A 24,657-nucleotide genomic window follows, 5' to 3' on the forward strand; every position below is an offset into this window, starting at 1 on the left:
GGCGGCCTGGGCGACGGGCTGATTTCGCTCCGCGAAATCCAGCCCCGCCGGCGCTTGAGGCGCTGGGGGTCCCTCCCACGGCCGCCAGGCCGTAGGGGGAGGGTCCGGGGGCGGAGCCCCCGGTTACGGGAAGGGGCGGGGTGGGGCAACGTCATCGGCGCAGCGCGGCCACCGCCTCCGTGAGCGCCGACCCCACGTCCGGGACCAGCACGTGCGCCCCGTCGCGCACGACGCGGCGGCCCCCCACCACCACGTCCCGCACATCCGCCGCGCCCGCCGCGAAGACCGCCGTCTCCGCGCCCAGCCTCGGCACCGGTCCGGCCGTGCGCACCGAGTCCAGCGTGATGGTGGTGAAGTCCGCGAGCGCGCCCTGCTCCAGGCGGCCCGCGTCGGGCCAGCCCAGTGCGGCGTGGCCGTCCGCCGTCGCCGCGCGCAGCAGCGCCGCCGCCGTCCAGTGGCCGCGCGTACGTGAGCGGAGGCGTTCGTTCAGCTCCATCGCCCGCGCCTCCTCGAACAGGTCGATCACCGCGTGGCTGTCGCTGCCGAGGGACAGCGGCGAGCCGGCGGCCTGGAGCGCGGGGGCGGGTCCGATGCCGTCGGCGAGGTCGCGTTCCGTCGTGGGGCACATGCAGGTGCCCGTCGCCGTGCCGCCCAGCAGCGCGATGTCCTCGTCCGTCAGGTGCGTGTTGTGCACCCCGGTGGTGCGGGGGCCGAGGACGCCGTGGTCGGCGAGCAGCCGGGCCGGTGTCACACCGTGCGCCGCGAGGCAGGCGTCGTTCTCCGCGGTCTGCTCGGAGAGGTGGACGTGGAGGGGCGCGTTGCGTGCGGACGCCCAGGAGGCGACCGTCGACAACTGCTGTGCCGGGACGGCCCGTACGGAGTGGATCGCCGCTCCGATGCGTACGTGCTCGCCGTCCTTCAGCGCGTCCGCACGCTCGGCCCAGGCGTCCGCCGTGCCGTCGGAGAAGCGCAGCTGGTGCCGGTTCGGCGGCTCGCCGAAGCCTGAGGACAGATACGCCGTGTCGAGCAGTGTGATGCGGATGCCCGCCTCGGCCGCGGCCGCGATCAGGGCCTCGCCCATGGCGTTCCGATCGGCGTAGGGCGTGCCGCCGGGCGCGTGATGGAGGTAGTGGAACTCGCCGACGGCCGTGATCCCGGCGAGCGCCATCTCCGCGTACACCGCGCGGGCCAGCGTGAAGTACGTCTGAGGGGTCAGCCCGGACGCGACCTGGTACATGACCTCGCGCCAGGTCCAGAACGTGCCGCTGCCGACCTGGACCGTGCCGCGCAGGGCGCGGTGGAAGGCGTGCGAGTGGGCGTTCGCCAGGCCCGGGACGGTGAGCCCGCGCAGGACCACCGCTCCCGGTGGCGGGGCGTCCACGCCCGTGCGGACGGCCGCGATGCTGCCGTCGCGCACGTCCAGTGCCACGCCCGGCTCGACGTGGGCGCCGAGCCAGGCGTGTTCCAGCCAGTAGGTCACCTGCACGCCAGGCCCTCCAGTACGTCGGCGAGTGCGATCACCCCGGCCACGCAGTCGTCCTCGGGCGCGAATTCCGCCGGGGAGTGCGAGATCCCCGTGGGGTTGCGTACGAACAGCATGGCGGTCGGAACGGACGCGGACAGGATTCCCGCGTCGTGTCCGGCGCCCGTGCCGAGGACCGGAACGGCACCGCCGAGGATCTTGTTGAGCTCGTCGCGCAGCGCGTGCTCGAACTCGATCACCGGGGTGAACGACTCCCGTACGACGGCCAGGTCCACTCCGTCGCGGTCCGCGCGCTCCTTCGCGGCGTGCTCGATCGCCGTGACGACGGTGTCGAGCGCCGCCTGGTCGGGGGCGCGCGAGTCGAGCCAGCCGCGGACGAGGGAGGGGATGGCGTTGACGCCGTTCGGCTCGACGGAGATCTTGCCGAACGTGGCGACGGCGCCCGCGAGTTCCGCCTCGCGGCGGGCGGCGAGCACGGTCTCCGCGTACGTCAGCATCGGGTCGCGCCGGTCGACGAGGCGCGTGGTGCCGGCGTGGTTCGCCTCGCCGCGGAAGTCGAAGCGCCAGCGGCCGTGCGGCCAGATCACGGAGGCGATGCCGACCGCGTGGCCCGTCCCCGCGGCGGAGCCGCTGTCCATTGCAGCGAGGGCGCGGCCCTGCTCGACGTGCAGTTCGACGAACGCGCCGACGCGGGCGAGCCGTTCGGGGTCGGGCCCGATGGCGGCCGGGTCGTACCCGGCGGCCTCCATCGCCCGGGGCAGGCTGATCCCGTCGCCGTCGCGCAGCTCGTACGCGGCCTCCCGCGTCAGCTGCCCGGCGGCGAGCCGGGAGCCGACACAGGCGAGCCCGAACCGGGCGCCCTCCTCGTCACCGAAGTTGGTGACGGCGAGCGGCCGGGTGAACTCCACACCCCTGCGGCGCAGTTCGTCGAGCGCGGCGAAGGAGGACACGACACCGAGCGGCCCGTCGAAGGCTCCGCCGTCTGGGACGGAGTCGAGGTGCGAGCCGGTGACGACGGCGTCCCCCGCGGAGGGGTCGCCGAGCCAGGCCCACTGATTGCCGTTGCGGTCGGTCTCGTAGGCGAGCCCGCGCGCCTCGGCCTGCTCCTGGAACCAGGCGCGGCACTCGCGGTCGGCCTCGGTCCACGCGTACCGGCGGTACCCGCCGGTGTCGGCGTTGCGCCCGATGGGCGCGAGCTCCCGCCACATCTCGTGGAACGAAGTGGTCACGCCTGGTCACCCTCGCGCATGGGGATGCGGACGCCCTTGTCGGCGGCGACGGTATCGGCGATGTCGTAGCCGGCGTCGACATGGCGGATGACGCCCATGCCCGGGTCGTTGGTCAGCACCCGGCGGACCTTCTCGCCCGCCAGCCTCGTGCCGTCCGCGACCGACACCTGACCCGCGTGGATCGAACGGCCCATGCCCACACCGCCGCCGTGGTGGATCGACACCCACGACGCGCCCGAGGCCACGTTCACCATCGCGTTCAGCAGCGGCCAGTCCGCGATCGCGTCCGACCCGTCCAGCATCGCCTCTGTCTCCCGGTACGGAGAGGCGACCGAACCACAGTCCAGATGGTCACGGCCGATGGCCAGCGGCGCGGCCAGCTCACCGCTCGCCACCATGTCGTTGAACCGCTCGCCCGCCCTGTCCCGCTCGCCGTAGCCCAGCCAGCAGATCCGCGCCGGCAGCCCCTGGAAGTGGACGCGTTCGCCGGCCATTTTGATCCAGCGGGCCAGCGACTCGTTCTCCGGGAACAGCTCCAGGATCGCCTTGTCGGTCTTGGCGATGTCCGCCGCGTCACCGGACAGGGCCGCCCACCGGAAGGGGCCCTTGCCCTCGCAGAACAGCGGCCGGATGTAGGCGGGCACGAAACCCGGGAACGCGAACGCCCGGTCGTAGCCCGCCAGCCGGGCCTCGCCACGGATCGAGTTCCCGTAGTCGAACACCTCCGCACCGGCGTCCATGAACCCGACCATCGCCTCCACATGCCGGGCCATCGACTCCCGCGCCCGCGCGGTGAATCCGGCCGGGTCCTTCGCCGCCAGCGTGCCCATGTCGTCGAAGTCGACCCCCACCGGCAGATACGCCAGCGGATCGTGCGCCGACGTCTGGTCCGTCACGATGTCGACGGGCGCGCCCTCGGCCAGCATCCGCGGCAGCAGCTCCGCCGCGTTGCCCAGCAGACCGATGGACAGGGGCCTGCGCTGGTCCCGGGCCTCGACCGCGAGCTGGAGCGCGTGCTCCAGGGAGTCCGCCTTCACGTCGAGGTAGCGGTGTTCGATCCGCCGCTCGATCGCCCGCGGATCACAGTCGATGCAGATCGCCACACCGTCGTTCATCGTCACGGCCAGCGGCTGCGCACCGCCCATGCCGCCCAGACCCGCGGTCAGCGTGATCGTCCCCGCCAGCGTCCCGCCGAACTTCTTCGCCGCCACCGCCGCGAACGTCTCGTACGTGCCCTGCAGAATGCCCTGCGTCCCGATGTAGATCCACGAACCGGCCGTCATCTGCCCGTACATGGTCAGCCCCAGCTGCTCCAGACGCCGGAACTCCTCCCAGTTCGCCCAGTCCCCCACCAGGTTCGAGTTCGCGATCAGCACTCGCGGCGCCCACTCGTGCGTCTGCATCACCCCCACCGGACGACCCGACTGCACCAGCATCGTCTCGTCCTGCTTCAACGTCCGCAGCGTGCGCACCATCGCATCGAACGAACGCCAGTCCCGCGCCGCCTTGCCCGTACCGCCGTACACCACCAGCTTGTCCGGATGCTCCGCCACCTCCGGATCCAGGTTGTTCTGCAGCATCCGCAAAGCGGCCTCCTGCTGCCAGCCCAGAGCGCTCAGCTCCGTACCGCGCGGTGCCCGAACGGGGCGGGGTCCTGACATGGCGATGCCTCCTCGCGACAGCGACGACTACGACGACTACGACTACGGTTGTGGGATCTTCTATTCACATCCTGTACGTCTGAATAGTTTTAGTCAACAGCTGCGGCGCGACCCGCCGGATGATTGGCTGAACACCATGACTGCGGACGTGACAGGGGACGTGACCGCCGAGCGTCGGGATCTGGCCGTGCGAGCGGCCGTGGAGCAGGGCCTTGTCTCCGAGACCGAGCCCGTGACCGCCCTGATCGACGTGGCGGGCCTCCGTTCCTCGGCCGCCGCCCTCCGTGACGCGTTCGCCGCCGTCACCGACGCCCCCGTGCTGCACGCCTTCGCCGTGAAGGCCGCACCGCTGGTACCGGTCCTCGCCCTCCTGCACGCCGAGGGCATCGGCGCGGAGGTCGCGAGCCCGGGCGAACTGGCGCTCGCGCGGGCCGCCGGCCTGCCCGCCGGTCTGACGGTGCTCGACTCCCCCGCCAAGACCGGCGCCGAGCTGCGCGAGGCCCTCGCCCTGGGGATCGCGGTCAACGCGGACAACTTCCAGGAACTGTGGCGCATCGACGCCCTGATGACCGAGGGGCCGAGCGCCTCGCCGCTGGGCCTGCGCGTCAATCCGCAGGTCGGCGGCGGCTCGATCGGCGCACTGTCGACGGCCACGGCCACGTCCAAGTTCGGCTTCGCGCTCGCCGACGCGGGGGCCAGGGACGCGGTCGTGCGCGCCTACGCGGAACGCCCCTGGCTGACCCGTCTGCACACCCACTCCGGTTCCCAGGGAATGCCGCTCGCGCGCATGGCCCAGGGCGTCCTCGCGGTCTACGAGCTCGCCGAGGAGATCAACGCGGCGGCCGGCCGCCGCCAGGTCGACACGATCGACATCGGCGGCGGCCTCCCGGTCAACTTCGCCTCCGACGAGCACACGCCGACCTTCGCCGCGTACGCGCGGCAGCTGAAGGAGCACGTGCCGGGCCTCTTCGACGGGCGCTACGGGCTGGTCACCGAGTTCGGCCGCTCCCTGATCGCCAAGCACGGCCTGGTCCTCGCCCGTGTCGAGTACGCGAAGTCGGCCGGCGGCCGTCCCATCGCCGTCACGCACGCCGGCGTCCAGGTCGCCACCCGCACCGTCTACGACCCGGTGTCCTGGCCGCTGAGGATCGCCGCGTACGACGCCAAGGGCCTGCCCAAGCCGGGGCCGGACGTGGCGCAGGACGTCGCGGGACCGGCCTGCTTCGCCGGCGACCTGCTCGCCGAGAAGCGGGCCCTGCCGCTGCTGGAGCAGGGCGACGTGATCGCGGCGCTCGACACCGGCGCGTACTACTTCTCCAGCCACTACGGCTACAACAGCCTGCCCAGGACCGCCGTGCACGGCTTCACCGCCGGCCCCGACGGTGTCCGCTTCAGCCTGGTGCGGGCCGCGCAGACCCTCGAGGAGATCGTCGCGGAATCGGGCGGCGCCTGCCCGGGCGCGCTGCTGTAGCCCAGGCGGCGCAACACGCCGCGTCCCGGCCGCCCACAGGCGTCACACCGGTCCCACCGGGCAGAAACTGTTCCGTCGGGAACGGTCGGGTCCACGGGAAAGGTGTCTCATGAGCGCATCCGCGCCGGCGTCCACCGGAACACCGGACGGGTCCCCTTCGCTCAAGCGGGCGATCGGGCCGAAGCTGCTGATCCTCTTCGTGATCGGCGACATCCTCGGGACCGGCATCTACGCCACGACCGGCAAGGTGGCGGGCAAGGTCGGGGGCGCGCTGTGGCTGCCGTTCGCCATCGGCTTCGTGGTCGCGATCCTGACGGCCGCATCGTACGTCGAGCTGGTCGGGAAGTACCCGAAGGCCGCCGGGGCGGCGCTGTACACCCAGAAGGCGTTCAAGGTCCCGTTCCTGACCTTCATCGTCGCCTTCATGGTGATGTGCTCGGGGCTGTCGTCCGCGAGCGCCGCGGCCCGCGCCTTCAGCGGGGACTACTTCCGGGAGTTCACCGATGCGATCCCGCCCACCGTCATCGCGATCGCCTTCATTCTTGCTCTCGCCGCGCTCGCCCTGCGCGGTGTGTCGGAGTCCGTGAAGACCAATGTGGTGCTGACGCTCGTCGAGCTCACCGGCTTGCTCGTGATCCTCGCGATCGGCGCCTGGGCGGTGATCACCGGTGACGGGGAGCCGTCCCGGTTGGGCGAGTTCGAGGCGTCGGGCGCGGGCTACGCGCTGATCACCGGCGTGCTGGGCGCCACCGCGCTCGGGTTCTTCGCCTTCGTGGGGTTCGAGGACTCGGTCAACATGGCGGAGGAGACCCACGATCCGGTGCGCACCTTCCCCCGCGCGATCTTCACCGGTGTCGCGGTCACCGGCACGATCTACGTGCTCGTCGCGCTGGTGTCGTCGCTGCTCGTGGACTACCGCACCCTGGAGAAGTCCAGCGGCCCGCTGCTGGAGGTCGTCAAAGCGGGCGGCGTCGACTTCCCGCCCCGGCTCTTCGCGCTGATCGCGCTGTTCGCGGTCACCAACTCGGCGCTGATCAACATCATGATGGCCTCCCGGCTCTGCTACGGCCTGGCCAACGAGAAGGTACTCCCGCGCGGCATGGGCAAGGTGCTGCGGCGGCGCCGCACCCCGGTCACCGGCATCGTGTTCGTGACGCTGATCGCCATCGGACTCGTGTCCACGGGCGAGATCGAGGGGCTCGGCGACACGACCGCGTTCCTGCTGCTGTGCGTTTTCGCGGTCGTCAACGTGGCCGTGCTGGTGCTGCGCAAGGACCGCGTGGAGCACGCGCACTTCCGTACGCCGACGGTCCTGCCGGTCCTCGGCGCGATCACGGCGGTGATCCTGGCCAGCCCGCTCGCCGACCGCGCGGCGGACGTCTACATCCGGGCCGGGGTGCTGGTCGGCATCGGCATCCTGCTGTGGGGTGTCAACAAGCTGGTGATGAAGGTGCGCCACGAGGACGAGGCAGGCACCGGCAACGGATAGGGCCGTCTCGGACGGGCGGACTTTATCGGGCGCACGCATGTTCCGTTGGAAAATGCCAGAAAGTCACCCCTGAGGGCGCCACGTTGAGTAACCTCTCCGTCACTGCCGTGTCGGTTGCGCGGCACACCGAGGCGGGGAGGGGAGTCCGCGTGCCCGGAATCGACGAGTGTCTGCTGCAAGCCATGGTGGTGCCCGGGGCCCGGGGAGCCGCCATCGTCGACTGGACCAGCGGCCTCGCCCTCGGCTCCGTCGGGGAGACCCCCGGCGGCGACCACGAGACCACCGCGGCCGAGACGGCCGAACTGGCCAGGATGGCCGCCGAGTACCCGTCCTTCGCATCCGACGGGACACCGGCATCCGACGGCACCAAGGGGTTACCCGTCGAGGACCTCATCGTCACCACCCGCACCGGATACCACGTGATGCGGTTCGTGGAGACCACGTTCGACAGCAGTGTGTTCCTGCATCTGTGGCTCGACCGGGACACCGGCAATCTGGCGCTTGCCCGGCTGCGCCTCGCGGACCTCGCAGAGCGGCTGGTCCTCGGATGACCGCAGCGGCCACGACCGTCTCCCCCATGCTCGTGCGGCTGGCCGAGGAGCGGGCCACCGGCGTCCTGGTCCGTGACCACGGGGCCCTCTACCTCGCCGACGGCCAGGTGGTGCACGCCGAGAGCCCGGCCGCACCCGGCCTCGACGTGCTGCTGACCGTCGGCGGCCAACTGGCACCCGAAGGCTGGCAGGAGGCGGTGGCCAGGGCCGGCGCACGCCGCGAAGTGGCACGCTTCCTCGTCGACAGCGGCCAGGTCACCGGCGGCGCACTGGAGATCTGCCACCTCGGCGCCCTCCACGACGCCGCGTTCTTCGCCCTGGCGCCCGGCAGCGGACCGACCCGCTTCCGCTACGGCGTCGCGCACTGGATCGGCACCGTGCGCCCCGTGCCCGCCGCGGCCGTCGTCCGGGAGGCGCGCCGGCGGCGCGGGCTGCTCGACTCCGTGTGGCCGCACCCCGAGGTGGACACCGCACCGCTGCGCCGCCGTCCGCCGGGCCACGGTGCCACGGCCACCCGCAGACAGCGGACGCTGCTGGAACTCGCCGACGGTGTGCGCACCCCGCCGGCGATCGCCCGGGCCGTCGGCCGGCCCGCCTTCAACACCCTGATCGAGGTACGGCGGATGGCCGCCGCGGGGCTCGTCGAGACACCGTCGGAGCCCGCCGCGCCCGCCCCCGCCCCGCTGCCCGACTGGGTCGCCGGATTCCCCGCCGACCCGGACATCGCCCTGTTACGCCGGCTCCGCGACGCTCTGGAGGCAAGCCTGTGACCCACCGCACGACCCACCGGGCCCTGCGCACACCGTCATGAGGCGTGCTTTGAGGCTGCGTGCCGAGAGGAGACAGCTCATGACGGCCGAGACCGAGGTGCTCGGTGAACTCAGAAGACTGCGCGCCCGTGTGCCGCAGCTGACCGGTGTGCTCGCCGCGAGCGTCGACGGCCTGGTGCTGGCGACGGACACCCCGGACGCGGAGGGCGTCGCAGCGCTCACCGCCGCCGCGCTCGGGGTCGCGGTGCGGCTGACCGAGGCGACCGGACAGGGCGGCTTCAAGGAGCTGCTCGTACGGGGCGAGGCGGGCTACGTCGCCACCTATGCGGCCGGCTCGTCGGCCGTGCTCACCGTACTGGCCGAGCCGCGCATCAACGTGGGCCGGCTCCATCTCGAGGCCCGCCGGGCCTGTGTCCGTGTCGGGGCGCTGGTGGACGCCGCCCTCGAACGACCGCAGGAGGCCTGACACATGGCCGCCGCCCCCGCAGACCCACCCGCACGAAGCCGCACCGGAACCACCCGCAACAGAACCACCGCGAGAACGACAACCAACCGACGGAAGGAACGTGCGCCTGCCATGGCCAACACCGAGACCGCGCTCAAGGAAGCCACCACCATCGAAGGTGCCATCGGCGCCGCGCTCGTCGACTACACCAGCGGCATGGCGCTGGGCACCATAGGCGGCGGCAAGGACCTCGACCTCACCGTCGCCGCCGCCGGGAACACCGACGTGGTCCGCGCCAAGGTCCGCACCATGGAGCACCTGGGCCTCAAGGACGAGATCGAGGACATCCTGATCACCCTCGGCTCGCAGTACCACCTGATCCGCCTGATGAAGGGCCGCGGCTCCAACGGCCTCTTCCTGTACCTGGCCTTGGACAAGGAGCGCGCGAACCTGGCGATGGCGCGACACCAGTTGAAGAAGATCGAGGCCGAACTGGAGGTCTGATCCCGGCCCCGCTCAGCTCCGGCGCCGCGCCCCTCCGGGCGCGGCGTCACCGGCGGCGATCCCGGTCGTACGGAAGCCCTTGACGGGCTTGCCGACCGCTCCGTCGGCCAGCCAGTCCGTACGCATCCACAGCAGCGTCTCCTGCGTGCGCTCGCGCCGGCCCAGCCACACGGCTTTGAGCCACAGGCCCGCTCCCGCGCCGGCGAGCACCGCCCCTCCCGCGGCCGGCAGCACGAGCGAGCTCGCGACGGCGGCGAGGAAGGCGAGCAGCAGCCACCAGCGGCGCGACCGGCGCACCGCCTTCAGCGTCACCCGGCGGTCCTGGAGCACGTCATGCCGTCCGGCACGGGTCGCACAGTCCGCGAGACGCGTGTACCGACGGCGCCGCACGAGAGCGACCGCGGCAGCGGTGACGAGGAACAGTGCGGCCCCCGCCGGCACCCCGATGCGACGTCCGGTGAGCCCCGGCAGCAGCAGCCCGACCCCGGCGGCGAGAACCCCCAGCCACCACAGGGGTGCCGCACCGGCCCGTACTGCCACCGCCACTCGCGCCAACGACTGCGCCCCGCGCCCCACTGCAAGGTCCTTTCCGCCGAGTTCCGTTGCCGCGGGAGGGTAGCGGCCGATTCTGAGCGGTGCATGAGAATCGCGGCGGAGATCAGGCCCCGGCGGCTACTCCACGAACAGGCCGCGCTCCGCCGCCTGCGCGTCGAAGTCCTCGAGCCGCGCCTGGGCGTCCGGGAGGTCGTCGCACATGGCCTCCAGCAGCACACGGCCGAGCAGCATCGGGGCGCACGCCGTGTCGAAGGCGAGACCCGTGCCCACGGCGGCGGGGATCAGCAGATCGCTGTGGGCCGCGACCGGCGCGAACGCCGAGTCCGCGACGGTCACCACCTTCAGTCCGGCAGCGCGCGCGTACTCCAGCGCCGCCACCACCTCCTTGGGGTGGCGCGGCAGCGCGAAGCACAGTAGCGCCCTCGCCCCGGCCCGCCGCGCGGAGTCGATGCGGTCGGCGAGCATCGAGCCGCCCTCGTCGAGGAGGCGGACGTCGGGGTGGACCTTGGCGGCGAAGTACGCGAAGCCGCGGGCCTGCGAGGACGCGGCGCGCAGCCCGAGCACCGGCAGCGGACGGGAGGCGGCGAGCAGCCGCCCGGCGCGCTCCACGAGGGAGGGGTCGGCGAGCATCTCGGCCAGCTGCCGCAGATTCTCGATCTCGGCCTGGACCGCCTGCTGGTACTCGTTGTTCGTGTCCTCGTGCGCGACGGCCTCCGGCGGCACGACCTCGCGCAGGTGCCTGCGCAGCGCCGGGTAGCCGTCGAAGCCGAGGGCGACGGCGAAGCGGGTGACCGACGGCTGGCTGACGCCCGCGAGTTCGGCGAGCTCCACGCTGGACAGGAACGGCACGTCCGCGGCCCGGCGGACCATGCTGTGCGCGATGCGCCGCTGGGTCGGGGTGAGGCGGTGCCCCTCGAAGAGCAACTGCAGCCGCGCCGCAGGGCTGTCGTTCATGCCATCCCCCTTGTCCGACCCCATCTATTCAGCCACCGACAACTCTGCATGACCATATGCAGCTGCCCGGCGGAGGGGCAAGGGCGGCCCTGACGGGTGAATCCGAGTGGTCGGCCGGGTGCATTGCGTCAAGACTCCGTAACAGAAGGTCGCGGCGCGCTGCCTCTCGACACTGCGCGGCGAGCGGCTGTGGCGTGTCCCGGTCGTCGGGGCCACCGGGGCCGCCGTCGGAGCAGGTCCGACCCACCGCAAACGGAAGGGCAGCACCATGAACGAAGCCGAGGCACTCGCGGAGCAGGCCGAGGAGACCGCCGTGGAGACGACGGACGACTCCACCTGGGAGACCCCGGGGCACACGGTCGTCGAGACCGCGCTGGAAGTCACCGCCCGGCACAGCGACTCCGTCTAGCCGGCGGGATGGTGATCGAGTGGTGACCACGCTGCTCTCTCCGGTCGGCGACGCCCCCTGGAGCACCGCGGAGTTCGAGTCACGGCTCCGCGCGGTGCCCGAGGAGCGGTACCACGACCGCCACGCCTTCAACATCCGCATGCACAGCGGTGCTCTCAGCCGGGCCGAGTTGCGCTGCTGGATCGCCAACCGCTTCCACTACCAGCGCCACATCCCCGTCAAGGACGCCCTGATCACCGCCAAGCTCCCCACCCCCGCACTGCGCCGCATGTGGCTGCGCCGCATTCAGGACCATGACGGCCTGGACGTGGGCGAGGGCGGCATCGAGCGGTGGCTGCGACTGGGCGAGGCGGCCGGCCTCGAGCGCGAGACGCTGCTGCGCGGCGACACCGTGCTGCCGGGCGTACGGCTCGCCGTCGACGGCTACGTGAACTTCTGCCGCCTGCGCCCGCCCCTCGAAGCCGTCGCCGCCTCGCTGACCGAACTGGCCGCCCCGGACCTGATGCGCACCCGCATCGACGCCTTCGAACGCCACTACCCGTGGATCGAACCGGACGGCCTCGCCTGCTTCCGCTCCCGCGTCTCCCGGAGCGGGCGGGACAGCGCCGAGGCGCTCCGGCTGGTCCTCTCCTGGGCGTGCACCCGCGACGACCAGGAACGCGCGGTGGCGGCGCTCCGCTTCAAGTGCGACGTCCTGTGGGCGCTCCTCGACGCGGTGGCCCACGCGCACTGCCCGGAGGGGTCGTGAAGGCCTCGCACGCGGACGGCTGGCAGCCGGCCCTGGCCCCGGTCATCGTGCGCCGCCACGACCGGGCCCGGGGCACGGACCTGCTGGTCCTGCCCGAACGTGTCGTCGTCCTCACCGGCAGGGCCGCTGTCGTCGTCGAGCTGTGCGACGGGACCCGCACCGTGCGGGCGATCGTCGACGAGCTGGCCGGACGCTTCCCGGGCGCTCCGGTCGCCACGGACGTCCCGCCGTTCCTCGACCGTCTGCGGCAGGAGGGCTGGCTGCAATGACGTCCGGCGCACCGGCCTGCGCACATGCCCCCGGGCCGCCCCGCTCCGGTGCCCGCGGAGCTCACGTGGTGGTCGCATGAGCCGACCACCGATCAGTGGGCGGACGGAGGTACGAGGAAGGCGAGTTCGGCGGACAACCTCGACGCCGTCGTCGAACGGGGCGTCTCGGGGGCGCGGACCGCTTCGAGCCCGCTTCCGGCCGGAGGACCCCCGCCCGACAGGGGGGCCAGCCCCACTGACGCGGTCGCGGCGTCCCCGTAGCGTGGGCGGCATGGAAGCCCGCGACCCTGAGCTCAAGAAGGAGCTCGACGCCACGCTGCACGCCCGCCGCGAGTTGGGGGAGGAGTACGACGCCGCGCTCGTCGAATCGTTCCTGGAGAAGGTCGGGCAGCGGCTCGACGGCGCGGTCGACCGCCAGGTGCGGCGCCAACTGGCCGAGCAGCAGATGGTCGTCGCCCGTGGCGGCGCCCGGCCGAAGCAGGCCACCGAATCGAACTTCGGCGAGCGCTTCGGCTTCGCGATCGTCTCCCTGGTCCTGGCCGTCCCGCTCTCCGCGATCGGTGTGGCCAACGCCGGCCTGGCCGGCCTGATCGTCACCTGGCTCGGCATCGTCGGCGTGAACGCCGCCCACGCGGCGCGCCTGTGGCCCTGGCAGCGGGCGTCGCAGCGCAGGAAGTCCGACTGGGAGGACTAGGCCCCCTCCGGTGGCGGGCCGCTTCGGGAGGGACCGTTGAAGAATGTCGCGGGGACCGCCGCACCCCCGGCGAGCCGGGGGGCGGGACGACGGCGGTCCCCGCGAAGGACACGGACCGGGTCAGGGCCGGCCTCCGCGTCCGTGGCGTCCAGGGGTCCGGGAGCCGCTCCGGAAGTCCTTGACGCCGCTGGCTGCCGGCCGGGTTACCTGCCCGGTCCCCCTGCCGACATCCACCACTGTGCCGGACGCGTGTTAAGCGGGTGCTGCGCGAACGTGTCGCGCTCGTACCGTTTTCACGAAAGGACTTCCGCCGCCGGTTACTTGGCGTCGTTCGCGAGGAAGGCCAGCAGGTCCTGACGACTCACCACACCCGTCGGCTTGCCCTCGACCAGCACGATCGCCGCGTCCGCGAAGTCGCCGAGCACCGACATCAGGTCGGCCACGGGCTCGCCCGATCCCACCTGGGGCAGCGGGGAGGACATGTGCTTCTCCAGCGGGTCGTGCAGCGAGGCGCGCTGGGTGAACAGGGCGTCGAGCAGCTCGCGCTCGACCACCGAGCCGATGACCTCGGCGGCCATCACGTCCGGGTGGCCGGCGCCGGGCTTGACGATCGGCATCTGCGAGACGCCGTACTCGCGCAGCACCTCGATGGCCTGGCCGACGGTCTCCTCCGGATGCATGTGCACCAGGCTGGGGATGGCGCCGCCCTCCTTGTGGCGCAGCACGTCCGCCACGGTCGCGGAGCCCGTCTCCTCCAGGAAGCCGTAGTCGGCCATCCACTCGTCGTTGAAGATCTTGGAGAGGTAGCCGCGGCCGCTGTCGGGGAGCAGGACGACCACGATGTCGTCCGGGCCGAGCCGCTCGGCGACGCGCAGGGCGGCGACGACCGCCATGCCGCAGGAGCCGCCGACGAGCAGGCCCTCCTCCTTGGCGAGGCGGCGGGTCATCTGGAAGGAGTCCTTGTCGGACACGGCGACGATCTCGTCGGTGACGGTCCGGTCGTAGGCGCTCGGCCAGAAGTCCTCGCCGACGCCCTCGACGAGGTAGGGCCGCCCCGAGCCGCCGGAGTACACCGAGCCCTCGGGGTCGGCGCCGATGATCTTCACACGGCCGTCGCTCACCTCCTTGAGGTAACGGCCGGTGCCGGAGATCGTGCCGCCGGTGCCGACGCCCGCGACGAAGTGGGTGATCCTCCCCTCCGTCTGCTCCCACAGCTCCGGACCGGTGGTCTCGTAGTGCGAGCGCGGGTTGTTCGGGTTGGAGTACTGGTCCGGCTTCCAGGCGCCGGGGGTCTCCCGCACAAGCCGGTCGGAGACGTTGTAGTACGAGTCGGGGTGCTCGGGGTCCACGGCGGTGGGGCAGACCACGACCTCGGCACCGTACGCGCGCAGCACGTTGATCTTGTCCGTGGACACCTTGTCCGGGCAGACGAAGATGCACTTGTAGCCCTTCTGCTGGGCCACGATCGCGAGTCCGACACCGGTGTTTCCGCTGGTCGGCTCGACGATGGTGCCACCGGGCTTCAGCTCGCCGCTCTGCTCGGCCGCCTCGATCATCCGCAGGGCGATGCGGTCCTTCACCGACCCGCCGGGGTTGAAGTACTCGACCTTGGCGAGGACGGTCGCCGAAATGCCTGCGGTCACGTTGTTCAGCTTCACGAGCGGGGTGTCGCCGACGAGGCTGATCATCGAGTTGTGGATACGCACAGTGTTCTCCGGGGTCTCCGTAATGGTGCGGCCAGCGTATGCCGGATGGGCGCTGGATTGGGCGACACCGGCTACGGGGCAGTTAGCTCTAGTACGGCAAGACGGCGGCCTGCGAGGGCCGCGAGGAGGTGGCTGTGTCGAGGGCGAGGGTGGCCAGGCGCATTGCGGCGGGTGCGGCATACGGCGGAGGCGGTATCGGCCTGATCGGTGCGGCGGCGGTGGGCGTGGTGCTGGCGGAGGTCCAGCTGGCGAAGCGCTCGGTCGGCGGGGGCACGGCACCCATCCCCCCACGGGGCAACGGCCTGTACGGGATGGCTTTCGGCCGGGACGACCCCCTGTATCTCGCGGTCCTCGGCGACTCCACGGCGGCGGGCCAGGGCGTGCGCAGGGCCGGCCAGACGCCGGGGGCGCTGCTGGCCTCCGGGCTCGCGGCCGTGGCCGAGCGACCGGTCGAGGTCCGCAACATCGCGCTGCCGGGCGCCCAGTCGGACGACCTGGAGCGGCAGGTGACCCAGCTCCTCGCGGACCGCACGCGGACCCCCGACGTATGCGTGATCATGATCGGCGCGAACGACGTCACGCATCGCATGCCGCCGACGCAGTCGGTGCGCTACCTGGCGTCGGCGGTGCGCCGGCTGCGGACGGCGGGGGCGGAGGTGGTCGTCGGCACGTGCCCGGACCTGGGCACGATCGAGCCGGTGTACCAGCCGCTGCGCTGGCTGGCCCGCCGGGTGTCGCGGCAGCTGGCGGCCGCGCAGACCATCGTGGTGGTGGAGCAGGGCGGGCGCACGGTCTCGCTGGGCGACCTGCTCGGCCCCGAGTTCGCGGCGAACCCGCGCGAGATGTTCGGCGCGGACAACTACCACCCCTCCGCCGAGGGCTACGCCACGGCGGCGATGGCGATGCTGCCCACCCTGTGCGCGGCCCTCGGCCTGTGGCCGGAGACCGACGCGCTGGACGTGGACCGCGACGAGGACATGCTGCCCGTGGCGCGCGCGGCGGCGACCGCCGCCGCGGAGGCGGGCACCGAGGTCACGGGCGCACGGGCGCCCTGGGCGCTGCTCAAGCACCGCAGGCGCCGCCGTCTCCCGGCGGCGGAGGTGCCCCCGACCCCGGAAAGGGAGCCCGCGGAGGCCCACGTGGAGACCGACTGACGGCCGTACACTTTCACTGAACAAGCGCTTAGAAAAGAGTCCCTCATCACACGGCCCGTACGGTGACCAGGCCGGTACGTACGGGTAACTTCCCAGTCAGTCAGCCTGCCCGTCCTTCTTTTCCCATGGAGCCGTGATGCCCGAAGCCGTGATCGTCTCTGCCGCCCGTTCGCCCATCGGCCGGGCCTTCAAGGGCTCCCTGAAGGAGCTGCGGCCCGACGACCTGACCGCCACGATCATCCAGGCCGCGCTCGCCAAGGTGCCCGAGCTGGACCCCCGCGACATCGACGACCTGATGCTCGGCTGCGGCCTGCCCGGCGGCGAGCAGGGCCACAACCTCGGCCGTGTCGTCGCCGTGCAGATGGGCATGGACCACCTCCCCGGCTGCACCGTCACCCGCTACTGCTCCTCGTCGCTGCAGACCTCGCGCATGGCGCTGCACGCCATCAAGGCCGGCGAGGGCGACGTCTTCATCTCCGCGGGCGTCGAGATGGTGTCCCGCTTCGTCAAGGGCAACTCCGACACCCTGCCGGACACGCACAACCCGTTCTTCGCCGAGGCCGAGGCCCGCACCGCTGCCGTCGCCGAGACCGAGGGCACCACCTGGCACGACCCGCGCGAGGACGGCCTCGTTCCGGACGCGTACATCGCCATGGGGCAGACCGCCGAGAACCTGGCCCGCTGGAAGGGCGTGACCCGCCAGGAGATGGACGAGTTCGGCGTGCGCTCGCAGAACCTGGCCGAGGAAGCCATCAAGAACGGCTTCTGGGAGCGGGAGATCACCCCGGTGACGACCCCCGACGGCACGGTCGTCAGCACGGACGACGGCCCGCGCGCGGGCGTCACCCTGGAGGGCGTCCAGGGCCTCAAGCCCGTCTTCCGCCCCGACGGCATGGTCACCGCGGCCAACTGCTGCCCGCTCAACGACGGCGCCGCCGCGCTCGTCATCATGAGCGACACCAAGGCCCGCGAGCTCGGCCTGACCCCGCTCGCCCGCATCGTCTCGACCGGTGTCTCGGGCCTCTCGCCGGAGATCATGGGCCTCGGCCCGGTCGAGGCGTCGAAGCAGGCTCTGCAGCGCGCGGGCCTGACCTCCTCCGACATCGACCTGGTCGAGATCAACGAGGCGTTCGCGGCGCAGGTCATCCCGTCCTACCGCGACCTCGGCTTCGACCTGGACAAGGTCAACGTCAACGGCGGCGCGATCGCGGTCGGCCACCCCTTCGGCATGACCGGTGCCCGCATCACCGGCACGCTGATCAACAGCCTCCAGTTCCACGACAAGCAGTTCGGCCTGGAGACGATGTGCGTGGGCGGCGGCCAGGGCATGGCGATGGTCATCGAGCGGCTGAGCTGAGCCGGAGCGGAGGGTAGGGGTCACCCCGGCCGTGCCTCCATGCGGCTCCACCGCGGGGCGAGGGGCGGCACCTGCCCGCAGCGGTGGCGAGGCTCAGCGCGACCAAAGAACAGGGCGGCTGAGCTGAGCCGGAGCGGAGGGTAGGGGTCGCCCCGGTACGAGGGGCGACCCCGCCCGCAGCGGTGGCGAAGGATTGGGCGGATCGGCCGATCCGACGCGGTTCCGCGGGTCTACGCGCTGTGGATCTCAGTTCGTGACGCAATCTCCCCCAGGATGTGACCTATCTCCTGGGGGAGACCCTTTTACCTGGTCAACGCCTTTTCCCGGCTAAACACAGGACACAAAGTCCTGTCCAATTCGTGACGTAATGCACTGACAGGAGGCGCGGGTACATCGCAAGCTGATGTAGGAAGTCGGGGGTATCGAGTGAAACCGGGAGTACGTCAGTGAGCGCCATGCCTCTTGCCCTGCTGCTGACCGCGGCCGCCGCCACGGCCGTGGGCGCCGCTGCCCTGCACGCCGCCCACGGACTCCGCAAGCAGGTCACCGCCCTGCGCGCCGAGTTCGCCGCGTCGCATGGGCCCGGCCGCACGGCCTCCGTACCCGCGGCCCGCAGCAGCGACACCGCCGAGATACGCGCGGCCGTCGCCGAGGCGCTGGCCGAGGAGCGGGAGCGCGAGCTGGCCGAGGCGCGCGCCTTCTGGGCGGCGCAGGAGGCCCGGGACGCCGCGGACGCCTCTGCCCGCTACGCCGGCGACGGCTCCGCTCCGCTGTTCGGCGGCCTTCCCGACGCCGGGGACGAGATCCCGCCGTTCTATGTGCCCCGCCAGGCCGACTTCGTGGGCCTGGAGGCCATGGACCTGGACGCCGTGGAGGCGCTCGACGACATGGCGGACCTGCCGGAGATGACCGAGTTCGCCGAGGACTCCCCCGAGCTGGCCGCCGCCCGCCGCCGCCACCCCTCGCACCCCGACTTCGTCCCGGTCCAGACGCCGGTGGTCACCGACCACGAGCGCACGGTCGCGCGGCTCGAGGAGCTGGCCGAGGCCGGTACCGAGCTGGCCGACGTCCGGCCGGGTCCGCTGGGGACGCTCGACGTGTACGTGTTCGCCGACGGGACGACGCTGTGCATGACGCCCGGCCACCGCGAGACCGCCGAACGCCTCGCCGAGGCGCTGCGCGCGGGCCACGCGCCCGTGCTGCTCGGTGGTTCCGGCGTCTCGGGCGCGTACGCCCTGACCTTCACCTGCGGCGAGGAGAGCGTCTACATCCTCGCGGACCGCGTGATCGCCTCCCACTGAGGCTCCCCGGGCCCCGCCGCCCGCCGAGGCCCCCTAGAACCCCGCCCGCGCCGCGGCCTCCTGTACGAGGACGACCGCGGCGTCAACCTGTTCGCGACCTGCCGGGCCGAACCGCAGGGCCTCGGCCAGGTCACGGACCGCCACCATCAGCTGATCCGCCACCGCGAAGACGCCCTCGTCGGGCATGATCATCGGCTCGCCCGACGGGTTCTCCAGATGCTGCGCCCGCACCGACAATTCCCTGGCCAGGGCCAGCCCCTCGGCCGCCGCGCCACGCTGGAGACGGCTCTGCGGGGCCGCCCGCAACCGGTCCGCGAATCGCTCACCGACGGTGATCAGCTCACTCGTATCAAGCACGCCGCGACCCTACGCGCCCCCGCGGGACTGTTGCCAATACGCGAACCCTCAGGCACGGTGGCGTGAAGAGCACACGCGCAATGCGTCCGGAGGCGCCGATGTCCCAAGTCTTCTCCGAAGAGACCCACCGAAATCTGCTCTCCCGAATCCCCGAGTGCACCGGTCGTGAGATCTCCGACTGGCTGCGCACCGTCGAAGAAGGTCCGTCGCTCTTCCGCTTCGAGGAGAAGGTCAGCTGGCTCCGCGGCGAACACAACCTCTCGTACGGCCAGGCCAAAGCGATCATCCATGAGTACGATCTGAGGCGCGCCGCGCGCAAGCTGCTGTAGCGGCTTGGCGGAATCGCGCACGAGCAACGGAAAGGGCCCGCCCGGCAAGTGCCGGGCGGGCCCTTCGTGCGTGTGCCGCAGGGGTGACGACCTGGATCAGTCGTCGCCCTGGAGGATCGACAGCAGACGCAGCATCTCCAGGTAGATCCACACCAGGGTCAGGGTGAGGCCGAAGGCCGCCAGCCAGGACTCCTCGCGCGGAGCGCCGTACGCGATGCCGTCCTCGACCTGCTTGAAGTCCAGGGCGAGGAAGCAGGCGCCGAGGATGACGCCGATGACACCGAACAGGATGCCGAGGCCGCCGGTACGGAAGCCGAGGCCGTCACCGCCACCGAAGACGGAGAACAGCAGGTTCGCCAGCATCAGCAGGACGAAGCCCATCGCCGCCGCCATCACGAAGCCGTAGAAACGGCGCGTGACACGGATCCAGCGCATCTTGTAGGCGATCAGCACGCCGGCGAAGACCGCCATCGTGCCGAGCACGGCCTGGGCGACCACGCCGTCCGAGATGTACGTGGAGACCGCGCTGGAGATCACGCCGAGGAAAACGCCCTCGAAGGCCGCGTACAGCAGGATCAGCGCGGGCGAGGCCTTGCGCTTGAAGGCCTGGACGAGCGCCAGCACCATCGCGACCAGAGCCGCGCCGACGGCGATGCCGTACGAGGTGCCGAGGTTGGCCGGGTCGACCGGCAGCAGCACCCAGGACAGGATCGCGGTGAGCACGACCGTGCCGAGGGTCATGGCGGTGCGCGTGACGACGTCGTCGATCGTCATCACGCCCGTGCGGGCGGGAGCCTGCACGGGAGCGCCGGACTGCGTGCCCGCCGGGGCGTAGGGGTTGGTGGCGTACGGGTTGCCCGCGCCCTGTGCGTAGGGGTTCGTTCCAGCGGCGGGGCCCCCGGCCTGCGTCTGCTGCGCGTTGAAGCCCGCGTAGCCGTTGTCGCGGCTGAACCCCCGTCGCGAGAAGACCGGGTTGCTGCTCCTCATCTCACTCCTCCTTGGCCACCGTGCGTGGCACTAGAAGTCAAGAGTAATGCGGGAGCAAAGAGAACACCCTAGTGCTCGGGGAGGATCTTTCCGAGATCGTGACGTGCCGAAGGGCCGCCGGGCCGGTGGCCTGGCGGCTGCGGGACGGGTGCCCCGAGGCTCACGTGTGCCCGGAGCCGGACTTGAACCGGCACGCCCCGAGGGGCAGCGAGGTTTAAGCTCGCCGTGTCTGCATTCCACCATCCGGGCGTGTACGCGGCTCCGCGTTGGCACACGAGCCTATCGGTGGAGATCGAACCGACATCGGCCCCGATGGCCCGATGTTGTCTTATTTTATTGGCACCTGAGGGTTCGTCAGTGCTGGTACACGGGTGTTCGTACCCGCAGCACAGGGGTCCTGCCCGCCCGCGCGCGGCATCGGGAATGACGGAAAACTGCCGGGCACGTATGTCAGGTCGGCACCGGTCCGCCGTCCCCCGGACGGGCTAAGGGGCGCTGTCATACCCAAGGATGACGAGCACGCCGCCCGGTCCGACCGGAGAGGGCCCCGGGAACGGGCATCGGGAGTGACGATTCGCCGCCCGGCGGGCGACACGATGGGTTGGTCCCCGCAGCACAAGGCCGACAGGAGCCCTTCTCGTGACCACCACGCCCATCGCTCACCGCGCCACCGCCGTGGCCGCCCGCGCCACGGACCTGTCCAAGGTGTACGGACAGGGCGAGACCCAGGTGGTCGCGCTCGACCGGGTGAGCGTCGACTTCCGCCAGGCGGAATTCACCGCGATCATGGGGCCCTCGGGCTCCGGCAAGTCGACGCTGATGCACTGCGTCGCCGGCCTCGACACCTTCAGCTCCGGCTCCGTGCGCATCGGCGACATCGAGCTCGGCTCCCTCAAGGACAAGCAGCTGACCCAGCTGCGCCGCGACAAGATCGGCTTCATCTTCCAGGCGTTCAACCTGCTGCCGACGCTGACCGCGCAGGAGAACATCACGCTCCCCATGGACATCGCGGGCCGCAGGCCCGACAAGGAGTGGGTGCAGCGCGTCATCGAGATGGTCGGTCTGCGGGACCGGCTCGGCCACCGTCCGGCCCAGCTGTCCGGCGGCCAGCAGCAGCGCGTGGCCGTGGCCCGCGCCCTGGCCTCCCGGCCCGAGATCATCTTCGGTGACGAGCCGACCGGAAACCTGGACTCGCGCTCGGGCGCCGAGGTGCTGGGCTTCCTGCGGAACTCGGTGCGCGAACTCGGCCAGACCGTCGTCATGGTGACCCACGACCCGGTGGCCGCCTCCTACGCCGACCGCGTGATCTTCCTGGCGGACGGACGGATCGTCGACGAGATGCTGAGCCCGAGCGCCGACGGGGTGCTCGACCGGATGAAGGCCTTCGACGCCAAGGGCCGCACGAGCTGACACTCCCCCGCCCGGCGGGCCGTACGACCGGCCCCGCGCCCCGGGTGTGCGGCGACGCACCGCACGCCTGAGGGCCCCCTGCTCTCCTGTTGTCATCGTCCGGCCCGTGGCCGAGCCCGCCGGGCTCCTCCGTCGCGCGCCGGCCCACTCCCAGGACACACCATGTTCCGTACCGCCCTGCGCAATGTGCTCGCGCACAAGGCCAGGCTGCTGATGACCGTGCTCGCCGTGATGCTCGGCGTGGCCTTCGTCTCCGGCACCCTGGTCTTTACCGACACCCTCGGCAACGCCTACCGCAAGCAGTCCGCCAAGAGCTACGACGACGTCGCGGTCGCCGTGACCACCTACGCCGACCCGGACGACAGCCGGAAGAACCCCGGAATCGACGACAGGACCCTGGAGAAGATCCGGGCCCTCGACGGCGTGGCCGGAGCCACCGGACGGGTCTCCGGATTCGCCGGGGTCGCCGACCAGGACGGCAAGCTCATCGGCAACGGCTGGTCCAACACCGGAGCCAACTTCGCCCCCGGCAAAGACGGTAAGGACCCGGCGTACGACTTCACCGACGGCACGGGCCCGAAGGCGGCCGGCGAGATCGCCCTCGACAAGGACTCCGCGGAGAAGGGCACGTACAAGGTCGGCGACACCGTGCGCGTCGCCACCAACGGTCCGGTGAAGGAGTACACCCTCTCCGGTGTGTTCACCACCGAGGACGGCGCGGTGAACGCGGGCGGCAGCCTGGTCCTGTTCGACACCGCCGTCGCGCAGAAGCTCTACCTCCAGCCCGGCTACTACAAGGACGTCACCGTCACCGCCGCGGCGGGCGCGTCCGACGCGAAGATCCTCGACGCCGTCGAGCCCCTGCTGCCCGAGGACGCCGAGGCCCAGACCGGTACGCAGCTCGCCGACGACCAGGCCCGGCAGATCGAGAGCGGCCTGTCGAACCTCAACACGATGCTGCTCGCCTTCGCGGCCATCGCCCTGTTCGTCGGCGTCTTCCTGATCGCCAACACCTTCACCATGCTCGTCGCCCAGCGCACCAAGGAGCTGGCGCTGCTGCGCGCCGTCGGCGCCTCGCGCCGCCAGGTCAAGCGCTCGGTGATCCTCGAGGCCATGGTCGTCGGAGCGGTCGCCTCGGTGGTCGGCTTCGTCCTGGGCCTCGGCCTGGCGACCGGGCTGCGGTCCGCGATGAGCGCGTTCGGCGCGAAGGTGCCCGCCGGTCCGCTGGTGGTGTCCCTGACCGCGGTCGCCGCGGCGTTCGCTGTCGGTGTGCTGATCACGATGCTGGCAGCGTGGCTGCCCGCCCGCCGCGCCGCGAAGATCGCGCCGGTCGCGGCGATGGGCAGCGTGCACGCGGTCGCGACGACCAAGTCGCTCGTCCTGCGGAACAGCATCGGCGGCGCCGTCACCCTGCTCGGCGCGGCCGGCATCGTCGGTGGCGCGGCGGTCGGCAAGGACGGCCGGATGCTCATCGGCGCCGGCGCCTTCTTCGCCCTCGTCGGCGTCATCGTCCTCATCCCGCTGCTGTCGCGGCCGGTCATCGCCCTCGCCCGCCCGCTGCTGCACAAGGTGTTCGGGGTGTCCGGCAAGCTGGCCGGACAGAACGCGGTCCGCAACCCGCGCCGCACCGGTGCCACCGCCTCCGCGCTGGCGATCGGCCTGACCCTGGTCACCGGCCTGTCGGTACTCGGCGCGACGATGGGCCGGGCCGTCGACAAGATGACCACGGACAACATCCGGGCCGACTACATGGTCTCGATGGCCAGCGGCGGCGCCCTGGACGAGTCGGCGCTCGAGGCGATCCGGAAGGCGAAGGGCGTCAGCGCGGTCTCGCCGCAGCAGGCGACGTCGCTGGAGATCAAGGGCACGTGGCACGCCGCGTCGGCGGTCACCCCCGGTGCCGTGGAGAAGGTCTTCGACCTGAAGACGGTGTCCGGATCGCTCGCGACACTCGCCAAGGGCGAGATCGCGGTCGCCGAGGACACGGCGAAGTCCAGCGGCTACAAGGTCGGTGACACGCTGCCGGTGGACTTCGGCGATGCGGACAAGCCGGAGAAGAAGAACGTGCGGATCGGCGCCGTCTACCAGGGCAACGAGTTCCTCTCGCCGGTGCTGGTGTCGACCGAGCTGGTGGCCCCGTACGAGACCAAGCCGTTCATCCCCGAGATCTGGGTGGCGATGGACGGCGGAGCGAGCGAGGCGAACGAGCAGGCGCTCGTGGACGCGCTCGGCGACAACCCGGCGATGAGCGTCATGGACCAGCAGGACATCCGGAACATGTTCGGCGGCTTCATCAACACGGCGCTGAACATCATGTACGGCCTGCTCGCGATGGCCCTGATCATCGCGGTGCTCGGCGTGATCAACACACTGGCGATGTCGGTGTTCGAGCGCCAGCAGGAGATCGGCATGCTGCGCGCGATCGGTCTCGACCGGCGGAAGGTGAAGCGGATGATCCGCCTGGAGGCCGTGGTGATCTCGGTGTTCGGCGCGGTGATCGGTGTGGGCCTGGGTGCGTTCCTGGCGTGGGCGATCGGCGAGACGATCCGCTCCGAGATCCCGGGCTACGCGCTGATCCTGCCGTGGGACCGGATCGGGATCTTCCTGCTGCTGGCCGGTGTGGTGGGGGTGCTGGCGGCGATGTGGCCGGCGCGGAGCGCGGCGCGGCTGAACATGCTGACGGCGATCAAGACGGAGTAGGCCGGGGGCGGGGGCGTCCGCGCGGCGGTGTGGCCGCCGCGCGGCTCGACCATTCGAGACCGCGGTTCACGACACGGTTGCCGTCGAGGTCGCCCTCGTAGGCGAACTCCGTCGCCGTCGTGCC

General features: G+C 71.6%; 24 protein-coding genes and 1 tRNA gene. 16 read left to right on the forward strand and 9 right to left on the reverse strand.

Annotated features, from left to right (window positions below):
• Nucleotides 1–151 precede the first annotated feature (151 nt).
• Genes ACWD0A_RS32080 through hutU form a run of 3 tightly spaced genes read right to left on the reverse strand, consistent with a single transcriptional unit; the run spans nucleotide 152 to nucleotide 4,373 of the window.
• Nucleotides 152–1,486, reverse strand: coding sequence for a formimidoylglutamate deiminase (locus ACWD0A_RS32080; protein WP_451303854.1), 1,335 nt, complete (start codon nucleotides 1,484–1,486; stop codon nucleotides 152–154).
• On the reverse strand, nucleotides 1,477–2,691 hold the full coding sequence (locus ACWD0A_RS32085; protein WP_451303891.1) for an allantoate amidohydrolase: 1,215 nt from the start codon (nucleotides 2,689–2,691) through the stop codon (nucleotides 1,477–1,479). Before ACWD0A_RS32085 ends, ACWD0A_RS32080 begins: the two co-directional genes overlap by 10 nt.
• A 17-nt stretch (nucleotides 2,692–2,708) precedes the next feature.
• Complete coding sequence (gene hutU / locus ACWD0A_RS32090) at nucleotides 2,709–4,373, reverse strand: urocanate hydratase (RefSeq protein ID WP_451303856.1); 1,665 nt, start codon at nucleotides 4,371–4,373, stop codon at nucleotides 2,709–2,711.
• A 160-nt stretch (nucleotides 4,374–4,533) separates the two neighbouring features.
• Here hutU and ACWD0A_RS32095 point away from each other — a divergent pair, with 160 nt between their 5' ends.
• From ACWD0A_RS32095 to ACWD0A_RS32120, 6 genes are all read left to right on the forward strand, one after another.
• A complete protein-coding gene (locus tag ACWD0A_RS32095) occupies nucleotides 4,534–5,844 on the forward strand; it encodes a diaminopimelate decarboxylase (protein ID WP_451303893.1) in 1,311 nt (436 codons plus the stop codon).
• A gap of 109 nt (nucleotides 5,845–5,953) precedes the next feature.
• Entirely contained in the window at nucleotides 5,954–7,333 is a 1,380-nt protein-coding gene (locus ACWD0A_RS32100; RefSeq protein ID WP_451303858.1) for an APC family permease, read from the forward strand.
• Between the two features lie 149 nt (nucleotides 7,334–7,482).
• Nucleotides 7,483–7,884 (forward strand): hypothetical protein, encoded by a 402-nt coding sequence (locus tag ACWD0A_RS32105; RefSeq protein ID WP_451303860.1) that lies wholly within the window; start codon nucleotides 7,483–7,485, stop codon nucleotides 7,882–7,884.
• A complete protein-coding gene (locus tag ACWD0A_RS32110; protein ID WP_451303862.1) occupies nucleotides 7,881–8,654 on the forward strand; it encodes a transcriptional regulator in 774 nt (257 codons plus the stop codon). Before ACWD0A_RS32105 ends, ACWD0A_RS32110 begins: the two co-directional genes overlap by 4 nt.
• Before the next feature lie 79 nt (nucleotides 8,655–8,733).
• Nucleotides 8,734–9,120: a roadblock/LC7 domain-containing protein gene (locus tag ACWD0A_RS32115; RefSeq protein ID WP_451303864.1), complete on the forward strand. Its 387-nt coding sequence runs from the start codon at nucleotides 8,734–8,736 to the stop codon at nucleotides 9,118–9,120.
• 111 nt (nucleotides 9,121–9,231) lie between these two features.
• Nucleotides 9,232–9,603, forward strand: coding sequence for a hypothetical protein (locus tag ACWD0A_RS32120; RefSeq protein WP_451303866.1), 372 nt, complete (start codon nucleotides 9,232–9,234; stop codon nucleotides 9,601–9,603).
• A 12-nt stretch (nucleotides 9,604–9,615) separates the two neighbouring features.
• Here the strand turns inward: ACWD0A_RS32120 and ACWD0A_RS32125 are convergent, their stop codons facing one another.
• Together ACWD0A_RS32125 and ACWD0A_RS32130 are read right to left on the reverse strand one after the other, a co-directional pair.
• Nucleotides 9,616–10,179 carry a hypothetical protein gene (locus tag ACWD0A_RS32125; protein WP_451303868.1) on the reverse strand — a complete coding sequence of 188 codons (564 nt, stop codon included), beginning with the start codon at nucleotides 10,177–10,179 and terminating at the stop codon, nucleotides 9,616–9,618.
• 96 nt (nucleotides 10,180–10,275) lie between these two features.
• Nucleotides 10,276–11,112 carry a MurR/RpiR family transcriptional regulator gene (locus ACWD0A_RS32130; RefSeq protein WP_451303870.1) on the reverse strand — a complete coding sequence of 279 codons (837 nt, stop codon included), beginning with the start codon at nucleotides 11,110–11,112 and terminating at the stop codon, nucleotides 10,276–10,278.
• A gap of 268 nt (nucleotides 11,113–11,380) precedes the next feature.
• Between ACWD0A_RS32130 and ACWD0A_RS32135 the strand changes: the two genes are divergently transcribed.
• From ACWD0A_RS32135 to ACWD0A_RS32150, 4 genes are all read left to right on the forward strand, one after another.
• Nucleotides 11,381–11,521: a pyrroloquinoline quinone precursor peptide PqqA gene (locus ACWD0A_RS32135; protein ID WP_451303872.1), complete on the forward strand. Its 141-nt coding sequence runs from the start codon at nucleotides 11,381–11,383 to the stop codon at nucleotides 11,519–11,521.
• Between the two features lie 19 nt (nucleotides 11,522–11,540).
• Nucleotides 11,541–12,269, forward strand: coding sequence for a pyrroloquinoline-quinone synthase PqqC (gene pqqC / locus ACWD0A_RS32140; RefSeq protein WP_451303874.1), 729 nt, complete (start codon nucleotides 11,541–11,543; stop codon nucleotides 12,267–12,269).
• Nucleotides 12,266–12,538 (forward strand): pyrroloquinoline quinone biosynthesis peptide chaperone PqqD, encoded by a 273-nt coding sequence (gene pqqD, locus ACWD0A_RS32145; protein ID WP_451303876.1) that lies wholly within the window; start codon nucleotides 12,266–12,268, stop codon nucleotides 12,536–12,538. Before pqqC ends, pqqD begins: the two co-directional genes overlap by 4 nt.
• A gap of 271 nt (nucleotides 12,539–12,809) precedes the next feature.
• The gene (locus tag ACWD0A_RS32150; RefSeq protein WP_451303878.1) at nucleotides 12,810–13,232 is read left to right on the forward strand and encodes a hypothetical protein; all 423 of its coding nucleotides are present in this window, start codon (nucleotides 12,810–12,812) and stop codon (nucleotides 13,230–13,232) included.
• A gap of 317 nt (nucleotides 13,233–13,549) precedes the next feature.
• On the opposite strand, the gene ACWD0A_RS32155 is transcribed toward ACWD0A_RS32150, so the two are convergent.
• Nucleotides 13,550–14,938 carry a cystathionine beta-synthase gene (locus tag ACWD0A_RS32155; protein ID WP_451303880.1) on the reverse strand — a complete coding sequence of 463 codons (1,389 nt, stop codon included), beginning with the start codon at nucleotides 14,936–14,938 and terminating at the stop codon, nucleotides 13,550–13,552.
• Nucleotides 14,939–15,087: 149 nt separating this feature from the next.
• Between ACWD0A_RS32155 and ACWD0A_RS32160 the strand changes: the two genes are divergently transcribed.
• The 3 genes from ACWD0A_RS32160 (at nucleotide 15,088) to ACWD0A_RS32170 (ending at nucleotide 18,750) form a co-directional block, all read left to right on the forward strand.
• Entirely contained in the window at nucleotides 15,088–16,092 is a 1,005-nt protein-coding gene (locus ACWD0A_RS32160; RefSeq protein ID WP_451303895.1) for an SGNH/GDSL hydrolase family protein, read from the forward strand.
• A 136-nt stretch (nucleotides 16,093–16,228) separates the two neighbouring features.
• Nucleotides 16,229–17,449 (forward strand): acetyl-CoA C-acetyltransferase, encoded by a 1,221-nt coding sequence (locus ACWD0A_RS32165; RefSeq protein WP_451303882.1) that lies wholly within the window; start codon nucleotides 16,229–16,231, stop codon nucleotides 17,447–17,449.
• A gap of 455 nt (nucleotides 17,450–17,904) precedes the next feature.
• On the forward strand, nucleotides 17,905–18,750 hold the full coding sequence (locus tag ACWD0A_RS32170; RefSeq protein ID WP_451303897.1) for a hypothetical protein: 846 nt from the start codon (nucleotides 17,905–17,907) through the stop codon (nucleotides 18,748–18,750).
• Nucleotides 18,751–18,783: 33 nt separating this feature from the next.
• On the opposite strand, the gene ACWD0A_RS32175 is transcribed toward ACWD0A_RS32170, so the two are convergent.
• Nucleotides 18,784–19,107, reverse strand: coding sequence for a hypothetical protein (locus ACWD0A_RS32175; protein ID WP_451303884.1), 324 nt, complete (start codon nucleotides 19,105–19,107; stop codon nucleotides 18,784–18,786).
• 98 nt (nucleotides 19,108–19,205) lie between these two features.
• On the opposite strand from ACWD0A_RS32175, the gene ACWD0A_RS32180 reads away from it, so the two are divergent.
• Nucleotides 19,206–19,436 carry a DUF4287 domain-containing protein gene (locus ACWD0A_RS32180; RefSeq protein ID WP_177152356.1) on the forward strand — a complete coding sequence of 77 codons (231 nt, stop codon included), beginning with the start codon at nucleotides 19,206–19,208 and terminating at the stop codon, nucleotides 19,434–19,436.
• A 96-nt stretch (nucleotides 19,437–19,532) separates the two neighbouring features.
• Here the strand turns inward: ACWD0A_RS32180 and ACWD0A_RS32185 are convergent, their stop codons facing one another.
• Together ACWD0A_RS32185 and ACWD0A_RS32190 are read right to left on the reverse strand one after the other, a co-directional pair.
• Nucleotides 19,533–20,423, reverse strand: coding sequence for a Bax inhibitor-1/YccA family protein (locus ACWD0A_RS32185; RefSeq protein ID WP_451303886.1), 891 nt, complete (start codon nucleotides 20,421–20,423; stop codon nucleotides 19,533–19,535).
• Between the two features lie 167 nt (nucleotides 20,424–20,590).
• Nucleotides 20,591–20,672: transfer RNA gene (locus ACWD0A_RS32190), tRNA-Leu, on the reverse strand.
• A gap of 390 nt (nucleotides 20,673–21,062) precedes the next feature.
• Here ACWD0A_RS32190 and ACWD0A_RS32195 point away from each other — a divergent pair.
• Together ACWD0A_RS32195 and ACWD0A_RS32200 are read left to right on the forward strand one after the other, a co-directional pair.
• The gene (locus ACWD0A_RS32195) at nucleotides 21,063–21,833 is read left to right on the forward strand and encodes an ABC transporter ATP-binding protein (protein ID WP_177152358.1); all 771 of its coding nucleotides are present in this window, start codon (nucleotides 21,063–21,065) and stop codon (nucleotides 21,831–21,833) included.
• A gap of 162 nt (nucleotides 21,834–21,995) precedes the next feature.
• The gene (locus ACWD0A_RS32200) at nucleotides 21,996–24,533 is read left to right on the forward strand and encodes an ABC transporter permease (RefSeq protein WP_451303889.1); all 2,538 of its coding nucleotides are present in this window, start codon (nucleotides 21,996–21,998) and stop codon (nucleotides 24,531–24,533) included.
• Nucleotides 24,534–24,657 lie beyond the last annotated feature (124 nt).

This window comes from Streptomyces sp. NPDC002867 (assembly GCF_053591895.1).

Coding starts and splice junctions, on each gene's coding strand:
- ACWD0A_RS32150 (WP_451303878.1), top strand. CDS start 12,810: ATGGAAGCCCGCGACCCTGAGCTCAAGAAGGAGCTCGACGCCACGCTG.
- ACWD0A_RS32180 (WP_177152356.1), top strand. CDS start 19,206: ATGTCCCAAGTCTTCTCCGAAGAGACCCACCGAAATCTGCTCTCCCGA.
- ACWD0A_RS32085 (WP_451303891.1), bottom strand. CDS start 2,691: ATGTGGCGGGAGCTCGCGCCCATCGGGCGCAACGCCGACACCGGCGGG.
- hutU (WP_451303856.1), bottom strand. CDS start 4,373: ATGTCAGGACCCCGCCCCGTTCGGGCACCGCGCGGTACGGAGCTGAGC.
- ACWD0A_RS32100 (WP_451303858.1), top strand. CDS start 5,954: ATGAGCGCATCCGCGCCGGCGTCCACCGGAACACCGGACGGGTCCCCT.
- ACWD0A_RS32130 (WP_451303870.1), bottom strand. CDS start 11,112: ATGAACGACAGCCCTGCGGCGCGGCTGCAGTTGCTCTTCGAGGGGCAC.
- ACWD0A_RS32110 (WP_451303862.1), top strand. CDS start 7,881: ATGACCGCAGCGGCCACGACCGTCTCCCCCATGCTCGTGCGGCTGGCC.
- ACWD0A_RS32135 (WP_451303872.1), top strand. CDS start 11,381: ATGAACGAAGCCGAGGCACTCGCGGAGCAGGCCGAGGAGACCGCCGTG.
- ACWD0A_RS32185 (WP_451303886.1), bottom strand. CDS start 20,423: ATGAGGAGCAGCAACCCGGTCTTCTCGCGACGGGGGTTCAGCCGCGAC.
- ACWD0A_RS32200 (WP_451303889.1), top strand. CDS start 21,996: ATGTTCCGTACCGCCCTGCGCAATGTGCTCGCGCACAAGGCCAGGCTG.
- ACWD0A_RS32170 (WP_451303897.1), top strand. CDS start 17,905: ATGCCTCTTGCCCTGCTGCTGACCGCGGCCGCCGCCACGGCCGTGGGC.
- ACWD0A_RS32115 (WP_451303864.1), top strand. CDS start 8,734: ATGACGGCCGAGACCGAGGTGCTCGGTGAACTCAGAAGACTGCGCGCC.
- ACWD0A_RS32120 (WP_451303866.1), top strand. CDS start 9,232: ATGGCCAACACCGAGACCGCGCTCAAGGAAGCCACCACCATCGAAGGT.
- ACWD0A_RS32165 (WP_451303882.1), top strand. CDS start 16,229: ATGCCCGAAGCCGTGATCGTCTCTGCCGCCCGTTCGCCCATCGGCCGG.